At 74.0% G+C, this 24346-nt stretch carries 19 protein-coding genes; 4 read left to right on the top strand and 15 right to left on the bottom strand.

The annotated features are described in order from the left end of the window. The first annotated feature begins 125 nt into the window (after positions 1–125). Positions 126–1883: an SDR family oxidoreductase gene (locus tag ACIQOU_RS10340; RefSeq protein ID WP_401535753.1), complete on the top strand. Its 1758-nt coding sequence runs from the start codon at positions 126–128 to the stop codon at positions 1881–1883. 564 nt (positions 1884–2447) lie between these two features. Here the strand turns inward: ACIQOU_RS10340 and ACIQOU_RS10335 are convergent. From ACIQOU_RS10335 to ACIQOU_RS10285, 11 genes are all read right to left on the bottom strand, one after another. After that, positions 2448–3350, bottom strand: a complete 903-nt coding sequence (locus tag ACIQOU_RS10335; RefSeq protein WP_401535752.1) for an LLM class flavin-dependent oxidoreductase — start codon at positions 3348–3350, stop codon at positions 2448–2450. Positions 3351–3384: 34 nt separating this feature from the next. Next, positions 3385–4089 (bottom strand): 3-oxoacyl-ACP reductase FabG, encoded by a 705-nt coding sequence (gene fabG, locus ACIQOU_RS10330; RefSeq protein ID WP_401535751.1) that lies wholly within the window; start codon positions 4087–4089, stop codon positions 3385–3387. Positions 4090–4116: 27 nt separating this feature from the next. Next, on the bottom strand, positions 4117–5085 hold the full coding sequence (locus ACIQOU_RS10325; RefSeq protein WP_401535749.1) for a zinc-binding dehydrogenase: 969 nt from the start codon (positions 5083–5085) through the stop codon (positions 4117–4119). Between the two features lie 20 nt (positions 5086–5105). Next, positions 5106–5975 (bottom strand): ACP S-malonyltransferase, encoded by an 870-nt coding sequence (locus tag ACIQOU_RS10320; RefSeq protein WP_401535747.1) that lies wholly within the window; start codon positions 5973–5975, stop codon positions 5106–5108. Positions 5976–6092: 117 nt separating this feature from the next. Continuing rightward, a complete protein-coding gene (locus ACIQOU_RS10315; protein WP_401535745.1) occupies positions 6093–6851 on the bottom strand; it encodes a polyketide synthase in 759 nt (252 codons plus the stop codon). Next, positions 6848–7576 (bottom strand): enoyl-CoA hydratase/isomerase family protein, encoded by a 729-nt coding sequence (locus ACIQOU_RS10310; RefSeq protein ID WP_401535744.1) that lies wholly within the window; start codon positions 7574–7576, stop codon positions 6848–6850. Before ACIQOU_RS10310 ends, ACIQOU_RS10315 begins: the two co-directional genes overlap by 4 nt. Next, positions 7573–8835, bottom strand: a complete 1263-nt coding sequence (locus tag ACIQOU_RS10305) for a hydroxymethylglutaryl-CoA synthase family protein (protein ID WP_401535742.1) — start codon at positions 8833–8835, stop codon at positions 7573–7575. The genes ACIQOU_RS10310 and ACIQOU_RS10305 overlap by 4 nt, the downstream gene beginning before the upstream one ends. 19 nt (positions 8836–8854) lie before the next feature. After that, on the bottom strand, positions 8855–10168 hold the full coding sequence (locus ACIQOU_RS10300; RefSeq protein ID WP_401535740.1) for a beta-ketoacyl synthase N-terminal-like domain-containing protein: 1314 nt from the start codon (positions 10166–10168) through the stop codon (positions 8855–8857). Then, complete coding sequence (locus ACIQOU_RS10295; RefSeq protein WP_401535739.1) at positions 10165–10413, bottom strand: phosphopantetheine-binding protein; 249 nt, start codon at positions 10411–10413, stop codon at positions 10165–10167. The genes ACIQOU_RS10300 and ACIQOU_RS10295 overlap by 4 nt, the downstream gene beginning before the upstream one ends. Before the next feature lie 34 nt (positions 10414–10447). Then, positions 10448–10717, bottom strand: a complete 270-nt coding sequence (locus tag ACIQOU_RS10290) for an acyl carrier protein (protein WP_401535738.1) — start codon at positions 10715–10717, stop codon at positions 10448–10450. A gap of 92 nt (positions 10718–10809) precedes the next feature. Next, positions 10810–12585 carry a beta-ketoacyl synthase N-terminal-like domain-containing protein gene (locus ACIQOU_RS10285; protein ID WP_401535736.1) on the bottom strand — a complete coding sequence of 592 codons (1776 nt, stop codon included), beginning with the start codon at positions 12583–12585 and terminating at the stop codon, positions 10810–10812. Between the two features lie 347 nt (positions 12586–12932). Here ACIQOU_RS10285 and ACIQOU_RS10280 point away from each other — a divergent pair, with 347 nt between their 5' ends. Further along, complete coding sequence (locus ACIQOU_RS10280; protein WP_401535734.1) at positions 12933–14255, top strand: cytochrome P450; 1323 nt, start codon at positions 12933–12935, stop codon at positions 14253–14255. A 223-nt stretch (positions 14256–14478) separates the two neighbouring features. Here the strand turns inward: ACIQOU_RS10280 and ACIQOU_RS10275 are convergent, their stop codons facing one another. Both ACIQOU_RS10275 and ACIQOU_RS10270 read right to left on the bottom strand, forming a co-directional pair. After that, on the bottom strand, positions 14479–17220 hold the full coding sequence (locus ACIQOU_RS10275; protein ID WP_401535733.1) for a carboxyl transferase domain-containing protein: 2742 nt from the start codon (positions 17218–17220) through the stop codon (positions 14479–14481). Beyond that, complete coding sequence (locus tag ACIQOU_RS10270) at positions 17217–17354, bottom strand: hypothetical protein (RefSeq protein ID WP_401535732.1); 138 nt, start codon at positions 17352–17354, stop codon at positions 17217–17219. Before ACIQOU_RS10270 ends, ACIQOU_RS10275 begins: the two co-directional genes overlap by 4 nt. Before the next feature lie 922 nt (positions 17355–18276). On the opposite strand from ACIQOU_RS10270, the gene ACIQOU_RS10265 reads away from it, so the two are divergent. Both ACIQOU_RS10265 and ACIQOU_RS10260 read left to right on the top strand, forming a co-directional pair. Next, complete coding sequence (locus tag ACIQOU_RS10265) at positions 18277–19608, top strand: hypothetical protein (RefSeq protein WP_401535730.1); 1332 nt, start codon at positions 18277–18279, stop codon at positions 19606–19608. Between the two features lie 969 nt (positions 19609–20577). Continuing rightward, the gene (locus tag ACIQOU_RS10260) at positions 20578–21465 is read left to right on the top strand and encodes an HAD-IIB family hydrolase (protein WP_401535728.1); all 888 of its coding nucleotides are present in this window, start codon (positions 20578–20580) and stop codon (positions 21463–21465) included. A 7-nt stretch (positions 21466–21472) separates the two neighbouring features. Here ACIQOU_RS10260 and ACIQOU_RS10255 read toward each other — a convergent pair whose 3' ends face one another. After that, a complete protein-coding gene (locus ACIQOU_RS10255; protein WP_401535727.1) occupies positions 21473–22528 on the bottom strand; it encodes a M23 family metallopeptidase in 1056 nt (351 codons plus the stop codon). Between the two features lie 96 nt (positions 22529–22624). Further along, positions 22625–24295: a GAF domain-containing protein gene (locus ACIQOU_RS10250; protein ID WP_401535725.1), complete on the bottom strand. Its 1671-nt coding sequence runs from the start codon at positions 24293–24295 to the stop codon at positions 22625–22627. Between the last annotated feature and the right edge of the window lie 51 nt (positions 24296–24346).

Here is a 24346-nt window from a genome sequence, read left to right as displayed (position 1 = left end):
CTATCCGCGGCCCCGGACCCGCCCATTGACGGCTCCTCTCCCGCCTGCCACATTCACCGGTGTCACGTTACGGACACGTACCGCGACCGGTGAGACGGGGACGGTCGGGGGGAAGCGGGGGGCAAGTGGCGTTGCTGGAGGGGGCGCGCGAGCGCCGGGTGCGGACCGGCGGGGTCGAGCTGTGCGTGGCGGAGCTGGGGGACCCGGGGCGGCCGACGGTCGTCCTGGTGCACGGGTACCCGGACAGCAAGGAGGTCTGGTCGCGGGTGGCTGCCCGGCTCGCGGAACGGTTCCACGTGGTGCTGTACGACGTGCGGGGCCATGGCCGCTCGTCGGCGCCGACGCCGTTGCGCGGCGGGTTCACGCTGGAGAAGCTGACGGACGACTTCCTGGCGGTGATCGACGCGGTCAGTCCGGACGCGCCGGTGCATCTGGTGGGGCACGACTGGGGTTCGGTGCAGTCCTGGGAGTTCGTCACCGTGGCGCGCACCGAGGGCCGTGTCGCGTCGTTCACCTCGATGTCCGGGCCGTCCCTCGACCACTTCGGCCACTGGCTGAACCGCCGTCTGCGGCGGCCCACTCCGCGCCGCGTCGGTCAGCTCCTCGGCCAGGGCGCCCGGTCCTGGTACGTGTACCTGCTGCACACGCCCGCGCTCCCCGAACGGGCCTGGCGCGGTCCCCTCGGCGCCCGCTGGCCGCGCTTCCTGCAACGCGTCGAGAAGGTGCCCGGCGGCGCCTACCCGACCTCCTCGCTGCCCACCGACGCGGCGCACGGCACCTGGCTGTACCGGGACAACGTCCGCCCCCGGCTGCGCAGCCCCCGCCCCGACGCCCACGCGCACGTGCCCGTGCAGCTCATCACGCCCCAGGGCGACGCGTTCCTGTCCGAACGCCTCTACGACGACCTCGACGCGTGGGTGCCGCACCTGGTCCGCCGTACCGCCCCGGCCAGGCACTGGCTGCCGCTCACCCGGCCGGACCAGGTCGCCGCCTGGATCGACGCGTTCGTCACCTCGGTCGACGCCGGGCGCCCCGCGGCGCGGCCCAGCGGTGCGTACGGTGAGCGGTTCGGCGGGCAGTTGGTGCTGGTCACCGGTGCGGGCAGCGGCATCGGGCGGGCCACGGCGTTGGCGTTCGCGGAGGCGGGCGCGCGGGTGGTCGTCGTCGACCGGGACGCGGAGGCCGCCGCCCGCACCGCCGCCCTGGCCCGGCCGCTCGGCGCCCCCGAGGTCTGGGCGGAGACCGTCGACGTCTCCGACGAGCAGGCCATGGAGCGGCTCGCCGAGAAGGTCCGCACCGCGTACGGCGTGGTGGACGTCCTGGTGAACAACGCGGGGATCGGGCTGGCGGGTTCCTTCCTCGACACCACGGCGCGGGACTGGCGGCACGTCCTCGACGTCAATCTGTGGGGCGTCCTCCATGGGTGCCGTCTCTTCGGGCGGCAGATGGCCGCGCGCGGACAGGGCGGCCACATCGTCAACACCGCGTCGGCGGCGGCGTTCCAGCCCTCCCGGCTGCTGCCCGCGTACAGCACCTCCAAGGCGGCGGTGCTGATGCTGAGCGAGTGCCTGCGCGCGGAGCTGGCGGAACAGGGCATCGGCGTCAGCGCGATCTGCCCGGGCCTGGTCAACACGAACATCGCCTCGACCACGCGCTTCACGGGCGTGGACGCCGAGGAGGAGAAACGGCGCCGGAGACGTTCGGTGCGTCTGTACGAACTGCGCGCCTACCCACCGGAGAAGGTCGCCGACGCCATCCTCCGGGCGGTCGTCCGCAACGAGGCTGTCGTCCCGGTCACCCCGGAAGCCCACCTCTCCCGACTGCTGGCCCGCTTCACGCCGGGCGCCCTCCGAGCGATCGCCCGCCGCACGCCGCCACTGTGAAGGGGGCTGCGGGGGAGGGTGGTTGGGCGACTGAACGCCTCACATCAATCTGCGTCTCGGCCCGACGCACCCCAAGTCACGCCACATCAGCCGAAGTTGGCGAAACACCGTGAAACGAACGGCCAGTTATCCACAAAATCGCCAACTGGCCTGTGGATAAGCGGCATTGGCTGTGGACTAAACATCCCGTCCAGAACCTTTACCATGACACCGGTCTCTCTCGGCACTCACCTCGGGCGGCGGCCCCGACTGTCGCGACAGTGCCAGCGCCAGCGGTACCCCCAGACGCGCTGAACGCCCGGGTGCGGTGAATGTTTCACGTGAAACACGGCCGGGCGGGCTCGGCCCCGGTCTCTGTCCCTGCCCCTGCCCCTGCCCCTGCCCCACAGTCTCTGTTTCACGTGAAACACGGTCGAGCGGGCTCGGCCCGGGTCCCCTGCCCCCCGCGCCCTGCCCCCGGTCCCTGTTTCACGTGAAACAACGGGCGCCGCGCCCCCGCCCCGCCCGGCCCGGCCCATCGGCCCTGCCGGAGCGCCGCTCACCGCTGCCGGGAACGCCCCGGCGTCACGCCAGTTGCGTGAGGGCCTCCACGGCGATCCGCTCGAAAACCTTCTCGTCCGCTGCGAAATCGGAGTCCGGGATGGGCCAGTGGATGGCGATCTCGGTGAAGCCCAGTTCCTGGTGCCGGCCCGCGAAGTCCACGAAGGCGGACAGGGACTGGAGCGGCTGGGCGCGATCCGGGGTGAAGCCGGTGAGCAGGATCTTGTCGAGGCCGTTGACGTCCCGTGCCTGCTCGGCGCACGCGTCGGCGAGCCGCTCGGTCTGCCCGCGCAGGGCCTGGAGCGACTGCTCCGGCGTGCCGTTCTCGTACAGCTTGGGGTCGCCCGTGGTCACCCAGGCCTGCCCGTACCGCGCGGCCAGCCGCAGCCCTCGCGGACCGGTGGCCGCCACCGCGAAGGGCAGCCGGGGCCGCTGCACACAGCCCGGGATGTTGCGCGCCTCGTACGCCGAGTAGAAGTCGCCCTCGTACGACACCGAGTCCTCGCTGAGCAGCCGGTCGAGCAGCGGCACGAACTCCCCGAAGCGATCGGCGCGTTCGCGTGGCGTCCACGGTTCCTGGCCGAGCGCGGTGGCGTCGAAGCCGGTGCCGCCCGCGCCGATACCGAGGGTGACCCGGCCGCCGGAGATGTCGTCGAGGGAGATCAACTCCTTGGCGAGGGTCACCGGGTGGCGGAAATTGGGCGACGTGACGAGGGTGCCCAGCCGCATCCGCTCGGTGACAGCGGCGGCGGCGGTCAGCGTCGGTACCGCTCCGAACCACGGCCCGTCCCGGAAGCTGCGCCAGGACAGGTGGTCGTAGGTGTAGGCGGTGTGGAAGCCGAGGTCCTCCGCGCGCTGCCAGGCGGCACGGCCGCCCTCGTGCCAGCGGCGGTACGGGAGGATCACGGTGCTCAGACGCAGGCTCATGGCACCGAGCCTACGGCGACACGTGCGGCGGGGTTCAGGCGCCGAGCCGCAGTCCGCCGTCGACCGGGATCTCGGCTCCCGTGATGTAGCGGGAGCCGTCGGCCGCGAGCCAGAGCACGGTGGCGGCGATCTCGTCCGGTTCCGCCGCGCGCTTGAGGAACGTCCGGTCCACGAGGTGGCGGCGCATGCCCTCGGGCATCTCCTCGATCATGTCGGTGCGGACCAGGCCGGGTGCCACCAGGTTCGCCGTGATGCCGTAGCCGGCGTACTCCCGGGCGATGCTGCGGGCGAGCCCGACCAGGCCGGCCTTGGACGCCGCGTAGTTGCCCGCGCCCTGGAGGCCCGCCCCGCCCATGACGGAGGAGATGAAGATCATCCGGCCGCGCCGCAGCCTGAGCATCCCGCGCGTGGCCCGCCGGGCGACCCGGTAGGCCCCGGTGAGGTTGGTGTCCAGGACCTGGCTGAACTGGTCCTCGGTCATGGCGGCCAGCGGGGCGGAGCGGCTGATCCCGGCGTTCGAGACGAGCACCTCCACGGGGCCGTGGGCCGCCTCGGCGGCGGTGAAGGCGGCGTCGACCTGGGCGGTGTCGGTGACATCGCATCGCAGGTTGAGGGCGTCCGGCAGCTCGTCGTCGCTGCGATGGGCGACGGCGACCTGGTCGCCCGCCTTCAGGAAGGCCTCCGAGATGGCGCGGCCGATGCCGCGGTTGCCGCCGGTGATCAGGACAGAGCGGTTCATGAGATGCGCCTTTCGGGAGTCACCGGGTCACCAGTGGAAAACGATCTTGCCGACGACATCGCCGTCGAGGAGGCGGGCGAAGCCCTTGTGGGCGTCGGTGAAGGGCAGGTCGTCGGCGATGTCCGGGCGCAGGCCGTGCCGGGTCATGAGGGCCAGGAGCCTGCCGAGTTCGTCGAGGGTGCCGGAGGTGGAGCCGACGATCTTCAGCTCGTTCCAGAAGATCCGGTTCAGGTGGGCGATGGGGTCGGCGCCCGAGGTGGCGCCGGTGACGACGACGGTGCCGCCGGGGCGGACGGAGCGCAGGGTGTGGGACCAGGTGGCGCGCCCGACGCTCTCCATGACCGCGTCGACCGGTTCGGGCAGGGGTCGGCCGGTGGGGAAGGCGGCGTGGGCGCCGAGGCGTTCGGCCGCGGCGCGCTTCTCGGCGCTGCGGCTGGTGACCCACACCCGCAGCCCGGCCGCGCGGGCGAGCCGGGTCAGGGCGGTGGAGACGCCGCCGCCCGCGCCCTGGATCAGGACGGTGTCTCCCGGGGTGAGGCCCGACTTGGTGAACAGCATGCGGTAGGCGGTGAGCCAGGTGCCGGTGACGCAGGCGGCCTCGGCGTGGGTGAACTCGGCCGGTTTTGGAGCGAGGACGTGGCGGGGCACGGCGACGCGTTCGGCGAAGGTGCCGGGGGCTCCCTCGCTGAGGAGGGTGTGGGCGGGGTCGCGGACGGGTTCGTGGCTCCATCGGGGTGCGGCGATGACGGTGCCGACGATGACGTCGTTGCCGTCCTCGTCGGTGCCGCTGGCCTCGCCCCCGAGGATCATCGGGTAGCGGTCGGCGGGGAGTCCGGCGCCGCGCAGGGTCCACAGGTCGTGGTGGTTGAGGCCGGCGGCCTTGACGGTGACGACGGTCCAGGTGTCGTCGGGGGCGGTGGCGTCGGGGCGGTCCCCGAGACGCAGGGCGCCCAGTGGGTCGTCGGACGAGGGGTGGTGGGCGTAGACGGCGTGCATGGGTCTGCCTCCGGGGTGGGTCAGGGCCGGGCCGCGAGGCGTCGGCGGCGGATCTGCCGGACGAGGGGGAGCAGCGTGGTGGTGCCGCCGACCTCGGTGAACGTGGTGTCCGGGTCGGCGTCGAGGACGCGGTCGACGGACGAGGTCCACAGGACGGGGTGGTCGATCTGGCGGGTGAGGTCCGTGACGATGCGCGGGATCTCGTGCGGCCGGGCGGTGTGGTTGGCGATGACCGGCGCGGTGGGTTCGTGCCAGTGCGGTACGGCCATGAGGACGGTGGCGAACTCCTCGGCGGCCCGGCTCATCCACGGGGTGTGGAAGGGCCCGCTCACCTGGAGCGGCGTCACGGCACGCGCCCCGGCGTCGCGCAGGGTGGGGGTGGCCTGGCGGAGCACCTCTTCCGGTCCGGCGAGCACCACCTGGCGGGGCGTGTTGAGCACGGCGATGTGCAGACCGGGCGCCGCGAGCAGGCGCAGCGTCTCGGTCAGCCGGTCGGCGTCGAGCCCGCTGACGGCGATCATGCCGCCGACGGTGGTGTCCATGAGCCGGGCGCGTTCGGCGACCAGGCGCAGCCCGGTGGCGAAGTCGACGACCCCGGCGGCTTCGAGGGCGTTGTACTCGCCCAGGCTGTGGCCGAGCAGGACGTCGGCGGGGGCCGCGCCGTCGAGGAGGCGTCGGCGGTGGGCGAGGGCGCTGACGGTGTAGACGGCGGGCTGGGTGAACCGGGTGTGTCCCAGGACGCCGTCGGGATCGTCCAGGCAGAGGCGGCGCAGGGAGTGGCCGAGGATCTCTTCGGCCAGCTCGGTCAGGTCGGGGAAGGTCGGGAAGAGATCCTTGCCCATGCCGATGTGCTGGGTTCCTTGGCCGGGGAAGAGCAGAGCGAGGGTCATGGTGGGCCTCCTCCGTCGGGCTGCGGAGAGTGGACGGTGGGTGGGTGTCGGGCGGCGAAGAGCGGCCGGGGTGCGGACGGTGGGCTTCCCGCATCGGGCTCGGGGGACCGGGCGGGGTCAGGTGTCGGGGTAGAGGGAGCTGATCCGGCGGCGGGTCTCGGGTGCGTCCAGGGTGGCGGTGTGGTGGGCGAGTTCGCGTTCCAGGGCGGCCTGGGCCAGGTCCCGTGCCGGTCCGGCGAGTTCCTGCTTGAGCAGCTGGAGCGTGGTGCGGGGGGCCTGGGCGATGCGTCGGGCGAGGGAGTGGGCGCGGGCGAGGACCTGGTCGTGGGGGACGACGTTCACGGCGGCGCCACGGGCGGCGAGTTCACGGCCCCGGTAGGGGCGGCCGGTGTAGAGCATCTCGGTGCCCAGCACCTGTCCGAGGGTCGCGGGGAGCAGGTGGGTGGAGCCCAGGCAGGGGGTGAAGCCGTAGGTGACGAAGTTCGCGGCGTAGCTGGAGTGGTCGCTGAGGACCACCGCGTCCGCGTACAGCGCCAGGAGCAGCCCGCCGCCGATGGCGTGTCCCTGTACCGCGGCGACGACGGGCAGCGGGCACTCGGCGGCGGCCCGCACGAAGTCCCAGCCGGCCGGGGTCCGCGCCTCCCCCTCGGCGATCAGGTCCTCACGGGTGCCGCCGGAACAGAAGACGTCGGGCAGCCCGCCCAGCACGATCACGCGGACGTCGTCGTCCGCCGACGCCTCACGCAGCAGCGTCGGCAGAGCGGTGCGCGCGGCGGAGGTGATCCGGTTGCCGTGCGCGGGGTCGGTGAGGGTCACGTGGGCCAGGGGCGCTTCCCGCCGGACCGTCAGGGTGGACGTGGGGTGGGTGACGGTCATGGCAGCAGCCCCTGTCGGGCGAGGAGGGTCAGCCGGGCGCGGCTGTCGGGGTCGTCGAGGCGTTCGCGCAGGGCCGCCGTCGCCCGGTCCAGGCTGCCGTTCTCGGGTTGCAGGGCGGCGCGGTACCGCTTGAGGGCCGCGACGGTCGCCGGGGTGGTGCGTCCCAGCTCGCGCATGATCCGCGTCAGCTCGGCCTCCGGGTCCGGGGTCGCGCGGTCGGCGAGACCGGCGTCGACGGCGGCGGTGGCGTCCAGCTGATGCGCGGTCAGCGCCAGTGAGAAGGCGCGCTGGTGACCGGTGCGGCGGGCGACGACCGGCAGCAGGAGGGCGGGCAGGAGGCCCACCAGCGACTCGGTGATCCGGAACGTCGCCCCGGGCCCCGCGACGACCTGGTCGCACGCGGCGACGACGGCGATGCCACCGCCGGTGACCTGCCCGTCGACCAGGGCCACGGTGGCCAGCGGGCTGTGGGCCAGACCGGTCATGAGGTCGTGGGCCGCGCCGAGGCCGCCCAGGATGTCGCTCGTGGACCGGTCACCGGTCAGCGGCATCCCGGTGCAGAACGCCGGGCCGTCGGCGGCGATCACGAAGGCCCGCACCCGGGGTGTGTGTTCGGCCCGTTCCAGCGCGGAGGCCAGTGCCAGGACGACGTCCTCGCTCAGGACGGGACCGGTGAGCGTGGCCCGCAGCTGGCCCGGCCGGTGGGTCACGGCGACGGCGGTCACGGCTGCCCCCCGGCGAGCTGGACGTAGTGGCGTTCGTGGCCGTCGACGCGTTCGAGCATCGTCAGCGGGTGGCCGGGGCTCACGGTCGGCACCAGTTTCCGCGCGAGCGACAGGTCGCCCTCGTAGTCCGCCACGCCGGGACTCAACGCGTCGCACACGTCGGTGATCTCGTCGTAGGCGGCGACGTCCAGGCGGGTGCGGGCGGCGAGCGCGTCCGCGACGCCCGAGGCGCCGGTCCGGCCGGGGGAGGCGAGGAGATAGCTACAGAACTCCGAGGAGCACCCGGACCCGTAGGAGAAGATCCCGATCCGCCCGGTGCCCGCAGGGTCGGCCCGCACATGGTCGAAGAGGCTGAGCAGGGCGAGGAGGGTGGTCCCGGCGTAGATGTTGCCGACCTCGGCCGGATAGCGGACGGAGTCCTCGACGCGGCGGCCGAAGTCCTCGGTGACCCGCTGCGGAGGGACGCGCCCCAGGCTGCGCAGCAGGGACCGGTGGGCCCCGCGGACCGCCCCGGGGAAGGGGGTGTGGAAGACGAGGTGGTCGAAGGAGGAGAAGAAGTCGGTGTCCGGGCGGCGCCGCACATAGTCGCCGTAGGCGGTCCGGAGGCACTCCACGTACGACATGAGGGACAGGTCGGCGTCCCAGAGGTGGTCGGACGGAGTGGGGCGGCGGAAGTCGGTCACGTCGAAACTGCCGTATCCGGCGGCGCCCAGTTCGGCCGTCGCCAGGGTCGGTTCGGGGCCGACGAGGACGGCGACCGCGCCCGCTCCCTGGCTGGGTTCCGAGGTTTCGCCGCGCATCAGGCGTGGCACGTCGCAGCCGATCACCAGGGCGCGGGCGTCCTCGCGGGTGGCGGTCGCGATCTGGGCGGTGGCGAGCTGGAGCGCGGCCACCCCCGCGTAGCAGGCCTGTTTGACCTCGAAGAGGCGGCAGGTGCGGGGCAGTCCGAGCAGTTCGTGGAGCCAGGTCGCGGTCGCTTTGGACAGGTCGATCCCCGACTCGGTGCCCACCACCAGCAGTTCGATGCTCTCCCGTGCCCGCTCGTCGAGCCGGTCGAGGAGGGGGCGGGCGGCGTTGGCCGCGTAGCTGATGACGTCCTCGCAGGGCAGGGCGACCGTCTTGCGTCGCATCATCAGGTTCGCCATGCGGGACGTGTCCATGCCCCGGGCCCGGAAGAGGTCGTCGACCTCGACGCAGGCCAGGCCGAGATACGCCCCGATGTCCTCGATGCCGACCGGTTTGCTGCCGACCGGGTTCATGAGCTGTCCTCCTTGGCTGTCATGGGCTGTCCTCCTCCGCCGTTCGCCCCAGCGCGAGGGATGCGTTGATCCCGCTGAAGGCGAAGCTGTTGCTCAACGCGGCACGCAATGGCGCGCCCGTGACGGTGTCGGTGACGAACCGCAGGTCGGCCCGGACCGGTTTGGCCAGCCGGGGGTTGGCGTGGCAGTAGCCACCGGTCAGTTGCAGCAGGGTCGCGACGGTCTCCACGAGCCCGGCGGCTCCCAGCCCGTGGCCGATGAGGGCCTTGGTCGAGTTGATCCACGGCCCCGGAGCGGGCGTTGCGCCGGCGTCCTCGAAGACCGCGCTGAGGGCGGCGGCCTCGGTGTCGTCGCCGACGGCGGAGCCGGTGCCGTGGGCGTTGACGTAGTCGATGTCCGAGGGGGCCAGGCCGCCGTCGGAGAGCGCCGTGCGCATCGCCCGGATCTGGCCCGGGGCGTCGGGGCGGGTGCCGCGACGGCCGTCCGTGCCGGTGCCCGAGCCGAGAATCCGGCCCAACGGCCTGACGCCGCGCCGTCGCGCCCGGTGCTCGGGCTCGATGACGACGGCCGCCGCGATGTGGGCCGCCGCGAAGCCGCCGTGGCTCTCGTCGAAGGGGCGGCAGGCCCCGGTGGCGTCCTCGTCGGCGGTGATCCAGGCCATGGCTCCGGCCTTCACGAAGGCGTTGGTCTCCACCGGGGACAGGTCATTGACCGGGGCGACGACCAGGGCGCGGGGCACCTGTCCCGACGCCACCAGGCGGGCGGCGTGGATCAGGGCGAGCGCGCCGGCCGCCGACGAACCTCCGACCGGCCATCCCTCGCCGTGGCACCCCGTCACCTCTCCGACGGCGCCGAGCGCGTCGGTGTCGAAGCAGTCGAGCAGATGCCCGGCGCGGACCCCGGACGGATCGGCGACGTGGGCGGCCACGGTGCGGTACTGGTGGTTCAGGGCCAGGTTGTTGCCCGCGATCACCACGCTCGTGTCCCGGGCGTCGGCGTCGGTCAGCCGGGCGGCCGTGCAGGCGGCGAGCGCGACACAGCAGGCGGTGCGGACCGGGAGGGTGGCCCGGGAGGCGACCCGCCGTAATCGGCATCGGGCGAGCGGGTCCTCGCAGTGGTCCTGGGCCCAGGCCCGGAGGTCGAAGCCGTCCAGGTGGGCGGCGGGCACCAGGAGATCCCCGCCCGGGACGGGCGTGGCGCGCAGCACGGGTTCGCCGGCGCGGAGCACGTCGTCGAGTGCGGCGACGGTGGTGGCGGCCGGGTGCAGCACCCCGGCGGAGGTCACGGCGACGGTGCTCTCCCCTCGCCGGTGTGCCGTTCGGGTGGACGTCATGGGCGTTCACCGTGGGCGTGCAGCAGGTCGACGAGGCCGCCGAGGTCGGGGGTGGCGCCGAGCGCCTCGGCGGGGATCTTCAGGCGCAGTTCGTCCAGGGTGGCGTCCAGGATGTCCACGCGGTCCAGGGAGTTGGCGCCCAGCTCCCGCAGATTCCGGCCGGGCTGGACGTCGTTGTCCCGGAGGTCGGTCAGTACGTCCAGGACGTGCCGGCGCAGCACGTCCCAGATCTGGTCGTGTGTCATGGAACCCACCTTTCTGACGCCGGGGGCGGCCAGGTCAGCGCCCGTTCCGCGCCAGGTCGGCGTGTTGGGCCACGTAGGCGGCGAGCTGGGCCAGGGTCGGGTTCTGGTAGAGCGCCTCGACCTTCTCCTCAAGGCCGTAGCGGGAGTTGATCAACGCGGTGACCTCGGCGCCGAGCACGGAGTCGAGGCCCAGGTCCTGGAAGGCGGTGTCGTCGCCGACCTCCTCCGGCTCGCAGTACAGGACCTCCGCGAGATGCGTGCGCAGGACTTCGCGGACTTCGTCCGTGGTGACGAGCTGGGACATGGCAGTTCTCCTGTCGTGGTGATTGGTGAGGGGGTGGAAGCGCGCGGGACGCCGGTCGGGGTAGGGGATGCGGGGCCGTCGGCGTCGCGGGGTCAGTGGATGGCGTCGGGCGAGGTGCGGGGTTCCGGGCCGTTGGCGTCGAACCAGTGGGAGCGGCGCTGGAAGGGGTAGCCGGGCAGGTCGGGGCAGCGTGGCTGGGGGGCGGGCCAGTGCTTGGCCCAGTCGGCGGAGAGTCCGTCGAGCCAGTCGCCCGCGGTGTGGGCCAGGGGGGTGGGCAGGTGGCCGAGCGCGCCGTCGCCGCCCGCCTCCGCCACGTGGGCGTGCGCCCGCTCCGCCGCCACCGCCGCGAGGGCGTCGGCCAGTTCGGTCAGGTCGGCGGCGACCAGGACCCGTCGTTCCCGCAGCGACGCCCGGCCGGTCTGGGCCGTCCACGCGAGGGAGTTGAGGGCGGGCGGCTGCGGGCGGCGCAGGGTCCGCAGCAGGGACGTGGCCAGGGCGGCCAGCCCCGCGCGGTTCATGGCGGACAGCGGAACGGCGGTCGGGACGGGCCCCGTTCCCGTCGGCGCGGGGGGTGGGGGCTCGGGGGCCTCCTCGATGACGGCGTGCGCCAACGCGCCGCCCACCCCGAAGGAGTTCACCCCGATCCGGCGGACCTCCGCGCCGCGCGGCCAGGCGACCGGGCGGTCGGCGAGCGCGACCGGCAGATCGTCGAACAACAGGTCGGGGTCGGGCCGGGTCAGACCCGCGATCGGCGGGATGAGCCCGTGCCGCAGGATGAGCACCGCCTTGACGACGCCGAGCAGCCCGGCGGCGGCCTCCAGGTGCCCGATGTTCGACTTGACCGAGCCGATCCACTTCTTCCCCTCGGGCCCGGCGACCCGCGCGGGGGAGGTCCCCAGTTCCGTGCGGAGCGCGTCGGCCACCGCCGTCACCTCGGCGAGGTCGCCCCCGGTGCCGGTGCCGTGGGCCTCCAGGTAGCCGACGGAGGAGAGCGGGACCCCGGTCGCGCGGGCCGTCCGCAGGAACAGCCGGGTCTGTGCCGACGCGTCGCTTCCGGTCAGGCCGCCGGCCCTGCCGTTGTGGGCGACGCCGACCCCGCGGATCACCGCGTGCACCGGGTCGCCGTCCCGTTCCGCGTCGGCCAGCCGCTTGAGCAGCAGGCAGGCGCCGCCCTCGCCCCGGTTGTATCCGTCGCGCCGGGTGCTGAAGGGGACGGATTCGCCGGTGGGGGAGAGCGCGCCCGCCTGATAGGCGCTGTTGGTGTAGAAGCCGTTGCAGGTGATGTTGGCGGCCATCACGGCGGCCAGCGGGAACTCCCCGGTGCGCAGCCCGTGCACGGCCGGGGCCAGTGCGGAGAGGCCGGAGGAGCAGGCGGAGTCGATGGCGTAGCTCGGGCCTGTCCAGTCGAACTGGTAGGAGATCCGGTTGGCCGCGAACGTGTTCAACGTGCCCGGGAAGGCGGCGCTGTCCACGACGTCCGCCTGGATCATGCGCTCGCGGTAGTCGGCCATGGGGGCCGCCGCGAACACGGCCACCGGTGAGCCCCGCAGCCGTTCCGGTGCGATGGCCGCGTTCTCCAGGGCGTGCCAGGTCAGCTCCAGGAGGATGCGCTGATGCGGGTCCATCCAGGACGCCATGCGCCGGGAGATGCCGAAGAAGGCCGCGTCAAAACCGGCGACGTCGTCCAGGAGCGCCGCCTGCAACGGGCCCGCGTCGGCGGACGGCACCCGCTCTTCGGGCACCGGGCCGATGAGGCGCCGTCCGCCGCGCAGCACCTGCCACAGGGCCTCGGCGTCGTCGGCGCCGGCCGTGCGGCAGGACAGTCCGATGACGGCGATGGGTTCGGGGGCTTGCGTCTCGGCATCCACAACGGTCCTCCTCGTGACGCTCGGGCTTCGCCACGCTAGGGACGCGCTGTGACAGGCCGGTGACAGCGTTGTCCGTCCCCGGAGGAGTGAACGGACGCCGGAGGAGTCATATGCGGGCTGTCACCGATCCGTCACCACAACAGAACAAGCTGGCCGCCGACGGCCGGAGCGGAACCCGGTTCCCGTCGACCGGGGGCGGACCCCTCGATACCCGTCCGGCCGGGGCGCATCCCCGGTAACCGTCAGCCGAGGGCGCGCCCCCGGCACACGTCGACCGGGGGCGGACCCCTCGATACCCGTCCGGCCGGGGCGCACCCCCGGACCCCGTCCCGCACGCTGGAGGAGAGATGCCCGACAAACCGCCCAACCCGACAAAGCCGTCTACCTCGTCCAACCCGTCCACTCCGTCCGACCCGTCCACTCCGTCCGACCCGTCCACTCCGTCCAAGCCGTCGAGGGCCAAGACCCTGAACCAGCACCTCGACCCGTACCCGCATTTCGGACGGCTGCGGGAGGCCGGACGCGTGGTCCGGATTCGGACGGCGTTCGCGGGCGAGGGCTGGCTCGTCACACGCCACGAGGATGCCCAGCGCCTGGCCAAAGACCCCCGGCTGAGCGTGGACGACCGTCACGCGGGGCCCGAACTGCGGTGCCGGCTGGCCCAGTTCAAGTTCCGGTTCGTCGACTTCGTGCCCGGGACCATGCTCAACACGGACCCGCCGGAGCACACCCGGCTGCGGCGGCTGGTGGCCAGGGAGTTCACCCCGCGCCGGGTGGCCGCCCTCGCCCCCTACGTCGAGCGGACGGTCCGCGAGCTGCTGGCCCCGCTCCCGTCGGACAGGACGACCGACCTGATGCCCGTTCTGGCGGAACCGCTGCCGACCCTGGTGATCTGCCGACTCCTGGGACTGAGCGAACGGGACGCCGCCCATCTGCGCCCCTACGTCTCCTCGCTGACCGAACTGCCGGTCGACCCGGAGGTGGCGGCCCGGGTGGAGAAGACGCGCGACGCGATGTGGGCGTACCTCTCCGACATGATCGAGGAGAAACGGCGCCGGCCCGACGAGGGGCTGCTCAGCGCCCTGATCTCCGCCCACGACGACGAGGGCCGGCTCACTGACACCGAACTGACCTCGATGGCCGGGGTGTTGTTCGCCGGGGGCGCCGAGACCACCACGCAGATGATCGGCTCCGGGCTGCTGCTGCTCCTGCGCCACCCCGAGCAACTGGCCCGGCTCGTCGACTCGCCCGAGCTGGTCCCGTCGGCGGTCGACGAACTGCTCAGGTTCGAGAGCCCCGTGACGCTCGGGCTCATCCGCTACGCCGCCGAGGACATTCCCGTCGGCGACGTGACCATTCCCCGGGGCGACCTCGTCTTCGTCGGCGTCGCCACCGCCAACCACGACCCCCGCCGCTTCCCCGAGCCCGAACACCTGGACGTGACCCGCGCGGACAACCCTCATCTGGCCTTCGGGCAGGGCGCCCACTACTGCCTCGGCGCGCCCCTGGCCCGACTCGAACTACAGGTGGTCCTCACCACGCTCCTCCGCCACTTCCCCCACCTGGAGCTGGCCTGCCGCCCCGACGACATCCCCTGGCAACCCTCGGCCCTACGCGGCCCGGCATCCCTCCCCGTACGCCTCGGCCCCCAGTCAACTCCGTCCCACTGAAACGCGGGTACCCGCACAAGGGGTTCGGCCCGCTGAAACGCAGGGACGTGCACGGGAGTTCGGCCCAATATGAACCTCAAGGGCCCGCATAGGAGGCGTAGGAGTTCGCCCCAATGAACCTCAAGGGCCCCAGGCCCGCCCCACCCCGAGTCCCACCCGGAACTGGCATGCCACCCGATGCCGCCCCAACGCCGCCCCGTGACAACCCCCGACCCAACGATGCTCAGGCCCCCAGCCCGAGCCCCGCGCCGAGGAGTGTGCTGACCACCGCCCGGGTGTCCTGCGGGGCGATGACACCGTCCAACGGCCCCTCCGCGAGGTCGATGTGCCGGGGAGCGGCGACGCCGTTCAGCGCCCCGTCCGTGAGGTCGGTGCGTGCCCTCGGCCACGCGTAGACGGCGTCCGCTCCGGACTCCCGCGCCCCCATGACCAGCCGGGACCAGCCCTTCGCCCGGCCTGTGATCACGGTGACCAACGGCACCTCGGCGCCGAGGAAGGCACGCAGCAACTCCGAGCCCGCCGCCTGCAACAAGGGCCCGGTGCCGGGCAGTTGCGGGGTGTCGACCAGCACCAGCAACGGGATCTTCCACAGCGCGCAGAGGTCGACCATCCGCGTCCCCTTGGCCACCGCCTGCGCGGTGAGCGCGCCGTCGCCCACCACCGGGTTGTTCGCGATGACGCCGACCCGCTTGCCTTCTATCCGGGCCAGCCCCGTGAGGAGGCTCGGCCCGATCTCACCCATGAGTTCGAGCCAGGTTCCCGAGTCGGCGATCCCGGTGACGACCCGCGGCATGTCGAGGGGCGTCCCGTCGGCCGCGAGATGTTCGATCGCGGCACGCGGTGGAACGGCGGGAGCCCAGTGCTGGGTCAGGTAGTCGAGCAGGTCACGCGCGCTCGCGGCCGCCTCGGCCAGACTCCCCGCCTTGATCTCGGCGGTCGGCTGCTCGCCGGTCCCGGCCGCTGGGTCCGGCCGTACGAGAACGCACGCGTCCCCCAGCGCCGCGGTGCCGGGGGCCCGCACGGCCGCGTCGTCGAAGGAGACCAGCACCCGGGGAACGGCGCCGCGCAGCCGCACGAGGGACCGCAGCAGCGCCACTTGGTGTGCGGACGCCTCGGAACCGGCGGCGGGGCTGCGGCCGGGTTCGCCGATGAGCAACGCCACCGGCAGACAGGCGCGGCGTGCGTACTCCAACGTCCGCAGGGCGCGGCGCACCTCCGCCGGACGCCGGACGTCGGCGTCGCGCACCACGGCGACCGGGGAGCCGCCGACCTGGTAGATACCGGCCACCGAAGCGCCCGGAACGGAAGGTGACGTTCCGGGAACGCGCGGCACCGGGGGCCCACCCAGCCACGCGGGCGAGGCACGGTCGACCAACAACTCCAGCAGCCGGGTTGCGGGCTGATCAGGCTGATCGCGGTGGGCGGGGCGGAGGGGGCGCGCGGGCGGGGGCGTCCGATCGCCAGGACGCGTGGGGCGTGCGGGCGGGGGCACCTGGTCGCCGGGGCGGGCTGATTGCGCGGACGGGGGTACCTCGTCGCCGGGTTGCGCGGGTTGCGCGGGTTGCGCGGGTTGCGCGGGTTGCGCGGGTTGCGCGGGTTGCGCCGAGGGCGATATCTGGTCGCCGGGGTGGGCGGATTGCGCCGACGAGGCCCCCCGGCCGCCGGGACGCGCAGGTCGCGCAGGCGGAGGCACCCGGTCGCCGGGGCGTGCGGGTTGCCCGGACGGGGGCAGCCGGTCACCGGCACGCACGGGTCGTACGGACGGTGAGCCCCGGTCGCCGGGGCGCACGGGTTGCGCAGACGGGGACACCGAGCCGCCGGGGCGCGCGGATTGCGCCGACGGGTATGCCCGGTCACCGGCGCGCGCGGATTGCGCTGACGGCGACACCCCGTCGCCGGGACGAGCAGGTTGCGCCGATGACGCCCCCCGGCCGCCGGGACGCGCAGGCGGGGGCACCTGGTCACCGGAGCGGACGGGCTGCGCAGACGGGTAGGCCCGGTCACCGGGACGCGCTGATTGCGCCGGTCCCGCTGTCGAGGACACCCCGTCACCGGCACGCGCCGGTCGCACCGCCCTCGCCGCCCAGCCGCCGGGACGAGCAGGCCGAGCAGACGGCACCCCCCGATCACCGGCACCGGCACCCCCACCAACACCCGCACCCGCACCCGCACCCGCGGACTGCGTCGACGTCAACCCCCCGTCACCAGGCCATCCCGCCGCCTGTTCGGGAACGTACGGCGCGCGTTGCCCCGGCACCGCAAAAGAACCGTCGCCGAAGTCGTCGTTCAACGCCCGGTGGATGCGCTCCTCCAGCCGCTGGGCTTCGAGTTGGCGGCCGGATCGGGACAGTGCCGTGCTGAGGAGGCGGGCGAGGGACTCGTCGTAGGGGTTCTCCTGGAGTACGTCCTCCAGTTCGGTGGCCGCCTGCGCGCACTGACCGAGGGCGATCCGGGCCGAGGCCAGCCGCTCGACCGCCTCACGCCGGGCCGCGTCGAGCCGGGTGGCCAGCCGGTCGGCCCCCGGCCCGGTCGCCGTGCCCTCCAGCACCGGGCCCCGCCACAGGCGCAGCGCGGGTTCGAGGATCTCGACGACGGCGCCGGCGTCCGTGCCGGTCAGGGTCCGCGCCCGGGTCAGCTCGGCCAGGAACTGCCCGGCGTCCGACTCCAGGGACGAGACCTTGAGGGCGTACCCCGCGGCCCTGGTCAACAGGCGTTCCACGCCCGGCCCTTCGGGTTCCCACTGGCGCAACGCCCGGCGCAGGCGCGACACATGGGCGTGCACGGCGCGCAACGGCTGGCGCGGGGTGTCCTCGCCGTACAGGGCGTCGGCGAGGCGGTCCGTGGAGACGACCATGGAGTCAGCGGCGAGCAGTTCGGTGACGAGCGTGGCCTGAAAGCCACGGAGGTAGGCGACTGTCGTGTCCGACCGTTCGACCCCGAGCGGGCCCAGCACCAGGACCTTCACGACGCCCCCGCCCGATGCTGCCGGGGCAGATCGGCCCCGGGCTCCGGATCGGCCGCCGCCGTCACGCCGTCGCACCAGACCTTCAGGGCCAGCATCAGAGGGGTGGCCGCCGTCTCTTCCCGGGCGCCGGGCACGTCGTTGACCGGGCGCCCCGAACAGGCGGCCGATTCCGGCGAGGCCGATCGGAGTGGGCCCGCTGCGGGTGGGCCCGATGTGGGTGGGCCCGATGTGGGTGGGCCCGATGTGGGTGGGCCCGATGTGGGTGGGCCCGATGTGGGTGGGCCCGATTCCGACGAGGGCGATTGCGGCGGGGGCGGCTCGAACACGCCCTCCCCGTCGGCCACTCCGCCCGGCAGGGGCACGGCCGGAGGCGTCGTTCCGGAGTGGGGTACGGGTCGGGGCGTCGGGGCGGCGCCGGAGTCGTCGCGCCGCTGAGGAAGTTTCTTCACCGGTGATCCCTCCGCATGGAGACGGTGGACAGGAGCGCCGGAGTCGGGAGACGCGCCGGCCCTGTCGAACAGGCTCGGACCGGCATCTCCCAGTGCTGGTTCCAGACACCAGGACAGCACCGTGGAGGCGGTGCCGTACAGGGGACGAGGCGGTGAGAACGGCTCACTGCGCGCCACTTCGTGAACAAGTGAACGCCAGCGGCGACCGGCCGGGGTGGCCCACGGCCGTCAACGGCCCGACGCCCACGCCCGGTTCCGGGACCGGCTCCGGGTCGACTCAGGGTCAGCTCCGGGACCGTTCCGGGTTCGACTCAGGGTCAGCTCCACGACCGGCTCGGGGATCGGCTTCGCGACCCGTTCCGGAATCGGCTCCGACGACACCGGCAAGCAGATGGTGGAGGCTCCTCCCCGGCCGTGGCAACCCCGCGCCCGTGGCTGGAATTGTCCTCCCCGCCGGACACTGTCCGCCCATGCGGCGTCTGGATGGGTATGCACCGTGCGGCACCGCTATGGCCGGAGCCGTTCACAGGCCCCTGCGGTGCATACGGGACACAACGGATGCTCGGGTGCCCGCCCGCACCACGGTGCCCCGTGGCAGGAGGATCGGATGTCCCGCATACCCAACGGGCGGTTGGCGCTGCTTCTGGAGGCGGCCGGCTGGGGCCCCAGCCAATGCGCGCGGACGGTGCGCAGGCGGGCGGCCGAGCGCGGGCTGCCGTTGACGTGTCACCCCACCACGGTGCGCCGTTGGCTGGAAGGCACCCAGCCCCGGCCCGCCGTCGCCGCGCTGCTGCTGGAGTGCCTCTCCGATCAGCTCGGCCGACCCGTCACCGCGCAGGAGGCCGGGCTCACCCGGGCGCCCGCCACGGTGGTTGACCCCTCCTGGGAAGCCGACCCGGTGCACAAACTCAGCCAACTCACCCGGATCGAGATCGACCCGGACTGGCGCATCCTGCGCGGAGTCGGCGCCATCAACCTCGCCCCCCTCATGCTCCCCCACACGCCCCCTGCGCCCCCTCCCACGCCCCCGGCCGTCCCGTCCCCCCACCGGCGGCCGGGCCCGGCGGACGCCGACGAGATGCGCGCCATGGCCGCGATCTTCGCCGCGACGGCGGACCAGTACGGCGGCCAACGAGTGCGCGCGGCGCTGGCCGCCTACCTCGCGCACGGCGTGCTCCCGCTGCTGCGGGCGGGCGGCTCCGACCGCGTCCGGCGCGACCTCCTGTCGGCGACGGCACAGTTGAGCCTGCTGCTCGGCAACACGTGTGCCGACAGCGACCATCAGGCGGCCGCCCAGCACTACCACCAGATCGCCGTCCGTCTCGCCGCCGAGGCCGACGACCACGGCACCCTCGCCATCGCGCTGCGCACCATGTCCACCCACGCCCACGATCTGGGCAACCACTCACCGGCCGTACTCAACCTCGCGGAGCAGGCCGTTCTCCACGCCCGCAGCGCCGGACCGGTCACCCACGCCTACGCCAAGGCCCAACTGGCGGTGCTGCAAGCCCATCACGACCGGCGCGCCGCCCTGCGCACCTACGCGCTGGCCGAACGTCTCCACCACCGCGCCGACGCCGCCCCGGGCCCCTTCACCGCGTATCCGCCCGGCGCCCTCGTGTACCAGCATGCGCACATGCTGGCCACGCTCGGCGACCGCAACGGCGCCCTCACCGCCCTGACCACCTCACTGCGGCTGCGCACCCCGCCGGAGCGACGCGCCGCCACGCTCAGCCGCGCCCGCCTCGCAGAAACGCTCCTTCGACTCGGCCACCTCGATCAGGCCCTCGCCCAGTGGCAGGGCTTCCTGGCCGCCTACCCCACCCTCCACTCCGCGTACGCCACCCAACGCCTGGAGGCCATGCGCCAACTCCTCCGCCCTCACCTGCGCCACCGCCCGGCCGCCGACCTCCTCGCCCGGGTCGCCGACCTCACCTGAGCCGTCGGGCCGAGCGGCTCCGGCGTCGCAGGACGCGTGCGGGGGGTCCGGCAGCGGGCGCCATGCCGGAAGGCTCATGACGAGCGCCGCGTCAAAGGGATCTTGCATAGGGGGAATGGTGCGGCCCGGGCCCGGCCGTCCCCGCCGCCCGCGCAACAGGCGCAAGGACATTCACGCCTCCGGCCCTGCGAGCGCCCCGAATCAGCGCGGCCACCCGGCCGGGACGCCCCGCGCGACGCCGGATGCCCACGCGACGGGCCCACCCCTTCGCCGCCGCATGCCCGCACAGCCGGACCACCCAGCCCGACACCGCGTTCCCGCACGACACCCCGCCCGACGCCGCGTGCCCGTACGGCCCGACCACCCAGCCCGACACCGCGTTCCCGTACGACACCCCGTCCGATACCGGGTGCCCGTACGGCCGGACCACCCCGCCCGACGCCAGGCATCCGCACCGCCCGACCGCCCCCTTCCGTGCCCTCGGACGACCGGCCCGACCACCCCCGCCCGACTCCGAGTTGCCCGCCCAGCCGAACTGCCCCCCCTTCCGTGCCGTCGGACGATCGGCGGGCCCGGACACCTCGATGCGCGGAGTTGGCAGGCGCGGGTGTCCGCCGGGTCCCCGAGCTGTACGAGGACGGCACTTCCGAACACTCATTTCCGGCCATTCACGGACAGGCCGAGAACCTCGCCGACGCGCGCGCCGGGATGGGCAGGAGGTGCCAGAGGTGCACGGTACAAGGGGCTGGAGGTCGGCGAGGTCCAGTGCACCGGGTCGCCCCGGACCGCTCCCGCCCGCCGGATTCGGTCACCGCGTTCGCGGCCCGCGCGGGGCGCCACCGTGCGATGAGGACGAGGGGCCCGCCGACGGGGCGACAGCGAGGCGGAGTGGCCTCCAGCCCCGGCGGACTCGGCCCCGGGGTCGGTAATCACTCACCTGTGCGTACTCCCGCACAACCGTGCGGGCATATGCGGGAGAATGACCGGGTGACCTCAGCGACTCGACAGCCCGAGAGCCCCGCCGCCGCCCTGCCGCCGCGGCTGATCGCCACCGATCTGGACGGCACCCTGCTGCGGGACGACAAGTCGGTCTCCCCGCGCACGATCGCCGCCCTCGCCGCCGCCGAGAAGGCGGGCATCGAGGTCTTCTTCGTCACCGGCCGCCCGGCCCGCTGGATGGACGTCGTCAGTGAGCACGTCCACGGCCACGGCCTGGCGATCTGCGGCAACGGCGCCGCGGTCGTCGATCTGCACGGCGGCCCCGGCGCCCACCGCTTCGTGAAGGTGCGCGAGCTGGCCCGGGACAACGCGGTGGACGCCGTCGGACGGCTGCGGGACGCGGCGCCCGGCACGGTGTACGCGGTGGAGCAGACGTACGGCTTCTACCAGGAGCCCGCGTATCCCAAGATGCACCTGGAGACCCCGGACTCCCTCGCGTCGGCCGAGGAACTGCTCGGCCCGGACGCGCCGGGGGCGGATGAGCCGGTGCTGAAGATCCTCGCCTTCCACCCGACGCTCGACCCGGACGCGTTCCTGGCCCTGGCCCGCCTCGCCGTCGGGGACCGTGCCAACGTCACCCGCTCCAGCCCGAGCGCCCTGCTGGAGCTGAGCGGCCCGGGTGTCTCCAAGGCCAGCACGCTCGCCCTGTCCTGTGCCGAACGCGGCATCGCGCCCACCGAGGTCGTCGCCTTCGGGGACATGCCGAACGACGTCGAGATGCTCACCTGGGCGGGCCGCTCGTACGCGATGGGCAACGCCCACCCCGACGTGATCGCCGCCGCCTCCGGACGGACCGTCGCCAACAACGACGACGGCGTGGCCGTGGTCATCGAACGCATCCTGGCCGAACGGGGCTGACGCGCCGTCACTCCAACGGCACGCCCCGCGCCCCGAGCCACGGCACCGGGTCCACGCCCGAGCCCAGGTCAGGGGTGGCCCGTACCTCGAAGTGCAGGTGCGGGCCGGTGGAGTTGCCGGTGGTGCCCGACTGGCCGACCCACTGCCCGGCGGCCACCCGCTGACCCTGGTCCACGGTGACGGCGGCGAGGTGCGCGTACTGCGTGCAGAAGCCGCCGTCGTGCCGGACGACGACCTCGATGCCGAAGGCGCCCCCGCAGGACACCCGCACCACCCGGCCCGCGCCCACCGCCCGCACCGGCGTCCCGATCGGCACCGCGAAGTCCTGTCCGGTGTGCCCGTGCGCCCACCGGGAACCGCCGCTGCCGAAGCCCGCGGACAGCTCGTACGTCTCCACCGGCGTCACCCACGCGCGCGTGGACCGCGCCGTCGGCTGGTCGAGGCGGACCGCGCCCCGGCAGGCGCCCGCCGCCACCGACGCGTCCACCTGCCCCTGCAACCGTCCGCGCGCCTCGTCGAGCCTGCGCTCGACGGCGTTCTTGGCCGCCGCCAGTTCGGCGGTCCGCTGCTCCACCGCCCGCCGGGCCGCTGTGGCCCGCGCCTCGTCCGCCGCGAGCCGGGACTCGGCCCGCCGGCTCCGGCCGACCGCGCTGCCGACGGCCAGGTTCGCCCGGGTGAACACCTGCTGACCTCGCATCAGCTCCTGCGGGCTCTCCGCCAGCACCAGCCGCACGGCCGCCGGGAGCCCGCCCCCGTCGCGGTACTGGGCCCGCGCGAGCCGCCCCAGGTCCTGGTGGAGCACGGCGACCTCACGCCGTTGCCGGTCCAGTTGTTCCTCGGCCAGGCGCGCCCGGGCCCGCTCTGCCTCGGCCTCCTGGCGGCCCTCGGCGTAGCGGCGGGCGGCGAGGGCCGCGTCCGCGTGGAGCCGGGCCACCTCCGCGCTGACGCCCGGGGCGCCGCCCGCGCCGCCGTCGCCCTCGGCGTCGGAGGGGCGGACCGCGAGCACGGCGAGGGCGCACACCAGAGCCGGAACGAGCAGCGGGTGACGGCGGGCTGAGCGCATGTCAGCGATCCTGGCCCGCCCGTCGGCGCCGGTCCTGTTCAAGGGGTGCGCCCGGGGGACGCGTTGCTGCGGACGGGGCATGCGCGGCCCGTCCGGTCAGTGCGGCGCCTGCCACAGCACCGTGGTGCCGCCGCCGTCCGCGCCGGGTCCGTACCGGCTCTCGCCGCCGAGGGACTCGGCGCGCCGCCGCAGATTCGTCAGACCGCTGCGCCGCCCGCCCGCCGGGATGCCGACGCCGTCGTCCGCGACGGTCAGCCGCACCCCGGGCCGCCCGTCGGGCAGCGTCACGGTCGCGTCGACGACGACCTCGGCGCGGGAGGCCCGGGCGTGCCGGAAGACGTTGGAGAGGGCCTCGCGCAGGGCGGCGACGAGGTTCTTGCCGGTGAGTTCGCCGACGACGGTGTCGAGCGGCCCGACCAGCCGGTGGCCCGGCGTGAAGCCGAGCGGTACGGCGGCCGTGGTGATCTCCCGCAGCACCCGGCCGCGCAGCCCCGACGGCGCCTCGTCGGGCCCCTCGCGGAGCGCGAAGATCGCGGTGCGGATCTCCTGGATGGTGATGTCGAGTTCGTCGACGGCCCGGCCGACGCCGTCGCGCACCTCGGGCACCGCCGATCCGCGCTGGGCGCTCTCCAGCATCAGGCCGGTCGCGAACAGCCGTTGGATGACCAGGTCGTGCAGGTCACGGGCGATCCGGTCGCGGTCCTCGAACACCGCGAGCCGTTCCCGGTCCCGGTGTGCCTCGGCCAGCATCAGCGCGAGCGCGGCCTGCGAGGCGAACTGGACGCCGAGCGTGCGCTCCGCCGCGCTGAACGGCCGCTGCCCGATCGCCCGCGGCGTGGCGAGGCCACCGAGAACCCGGCCGCCGCTCTGCAACGGCAGCAGCATGATCGGCCCGTAGCCGCGGGCGAACCCGTTCCCGGCCCGCGGTTCGCTCGACGCGTCGTCCACGAACACGGCCTGCCCGGCGAGGAGTTCACCGACGACGCCGATCTCCGGCGGCACCACGGTCCCCAGCATGCCGGCCGGTCGCTCCCCGGCCACGGCGACGATCTCCAGGCCGCCCTCGGCGGTGGGCAGCAGCACGATCCCGGCCGTGGCCCCGGACAGCAGCCGGGCCTGTTCGGCGACGACCTGGAGCGCGTCGTCGGCGCCGCCCGAGAGCAGCGCCGTGGTGACGGCGACGGACCCGTCGATCCACCGCTCCCGCTGCCGGGCGGCCCGGTGCAGCCGCGCGTTGCCGACGGCGATACCGGCCTCGACGGCCAGGACGCGGACCAGGTCGAGGTCGTCGTCGTCGAAGGGCGCGCCGCCGTGCTTGTCCGCGAGGTAGAGGGTGCCGAGGGTCTCGCCGTGGAGGCGGACGGGCAGGCCGAGGAACGTGCGCATCGGCGGGTGGTGGGCCGGGAAACCGCAGGAGCGCGGGTCGGTCGTCAGATCGGTGAGCCGGACCGGTTCAGGAGTGTTCAGGAGGGCGCCGGGCAGGCCGCGCCGGCCGTCGGGGAGGCGTCCGATCCGGTGGGCGGTCGCCGCGTCGACGCCGTGGTGGACGAAGTCGGCGAGTGTGTCGCCGTCCTCGTCCAGGACGGCGAGGGCCGCGTAGCGGGCGCCGGTCAGCCGGGCGGCGGTCGCACAGACGCGCTCCAGCGCGGTGCGCGGATCAAGATCATCGCCGACCGACCGCATCGCGTCCAGCAACTGCGGCAGCCGCGCGGCCGGTTCGCCACCGGCTCCGGCGGCCGGGCCTGGCGGGGGCGGGCGCAGGGACATGAACCGAGCGTAATAACTCCCCTTTGCCCCGGAAAGTCGAGCGTCGTGCCG

The organism is Streptomyces sp. NPDC091279, assembly GCF_044757465.1.
GTDB lineage: Bacteria > Actinomycetota > Actinomycetes > Streptomycetales > Streptomycetaceae > Streptomyces.
This window is presented reverse-complemented; position numbering and strand designations above follow the sequence as displayed.

Bases quoted from the DNA above. Each gene is read 5' to 3' on its own strand.
- ACIQOU_RS10335 (WP_401535752.1), bottom strand. From the start codon at position 3,350: ATGAGCCTGCGTCTGAGCACCGTGATCCTCCCGTACCGCCGCTGGCAC.
- fabG (WP_401535751.1), bottom strand. From the start codon at position 4,089: ATGAACCGCTCTGTCCTGATCACCGGCGGCAACCGCGGCATCGGCCGC.
- ACIQOU_RS10325 (WP_401535749.1), bottom strand. From the start codon at position 5,085: ATGCACGCCGTCTACGCCCACCACCCCTCGTCCGACGACCCACTGGGC.
- ACIQOU_RS10320 (WP_401535747.1), bottom strand. From the start codon at position 5,975: ATGACCCTCGCTCTGCTCTTCCCCGGCCAAGGAACCCAGCACATCGGC.
- ACIQOU_RS10315 (WP_401535745.1), bottom strand. From the start codon at position 6,851: ATGACCGTCACCCACCCCACGTCCACCCTGACGGTCCGGCGGGAAGCG.
- ACIQOU_RS10305 (WP_401535742.1), bottom strand. From the start codon at position 8,835: ATGAACCCGGTCGGCAGCAAACCGGTCGGCATCGAGGACATCGGGGCG.
- ACIQOU_RS10300 (WP_401535740.1), bottom strand. From the start codon at position 10,168: ATGACGTCCACCCGAACGGCACACCGGCGAGGGGAGAGCACCGTCGCC.
- ACIQOU_RS10295 (WP_401535739.1), bottom strand. From the start codon at position 10,413: ATGACACACGACCAGATCTGGGACGTGCTGCGCCGGCACGTCCTGGAC.
- ACIQOU_RS10290 (WP_401535738.1), bottom strand. From the start codon at position 10,717: ATGTCCCAGCTCGTCACCACGGACGAAGTCCGCGAAGTCCTGCGCACG.
- ACIQOU_RS10280 (WP_401535734.1), top strand. From the start codon at position 12,933: ATGCCCGACAAACCGCCCAACCCGACAAAGCCGTCTACCTCGTCCAAC.
- ACIQOU_RS10265 (WP_401535730.1), top strand. From the start codon at position 18,277: ATGTCCCGCATACCCAACGGGCGGTTGGCGCTGCTTCTGGAGGCGGCC.
- ACIQOU_RS10260 (WP_401535728.1), top strand. From the start codon at position 20,578: ATGCGGGAGAATGACCGGGTGACCTCAGCGACTCGACAGCCCGAGAGC.
- ACIQOU_RS10255 (WP_401535727.1), bottom strand. From the start codon at position 22,528: ATGCGCTCAGCCCGCCGTCACCCGCTGCTCGTTCCGGCTCTGGTGTGC.
- ACIQOU_RS10250 (WP_401535725.1), bottom strand. From the start codon at position 24,295: ATGTCCCTGCGCCCGCCCCCGCCAGGCCCGGCCGCCGGAGCCGGTGGC.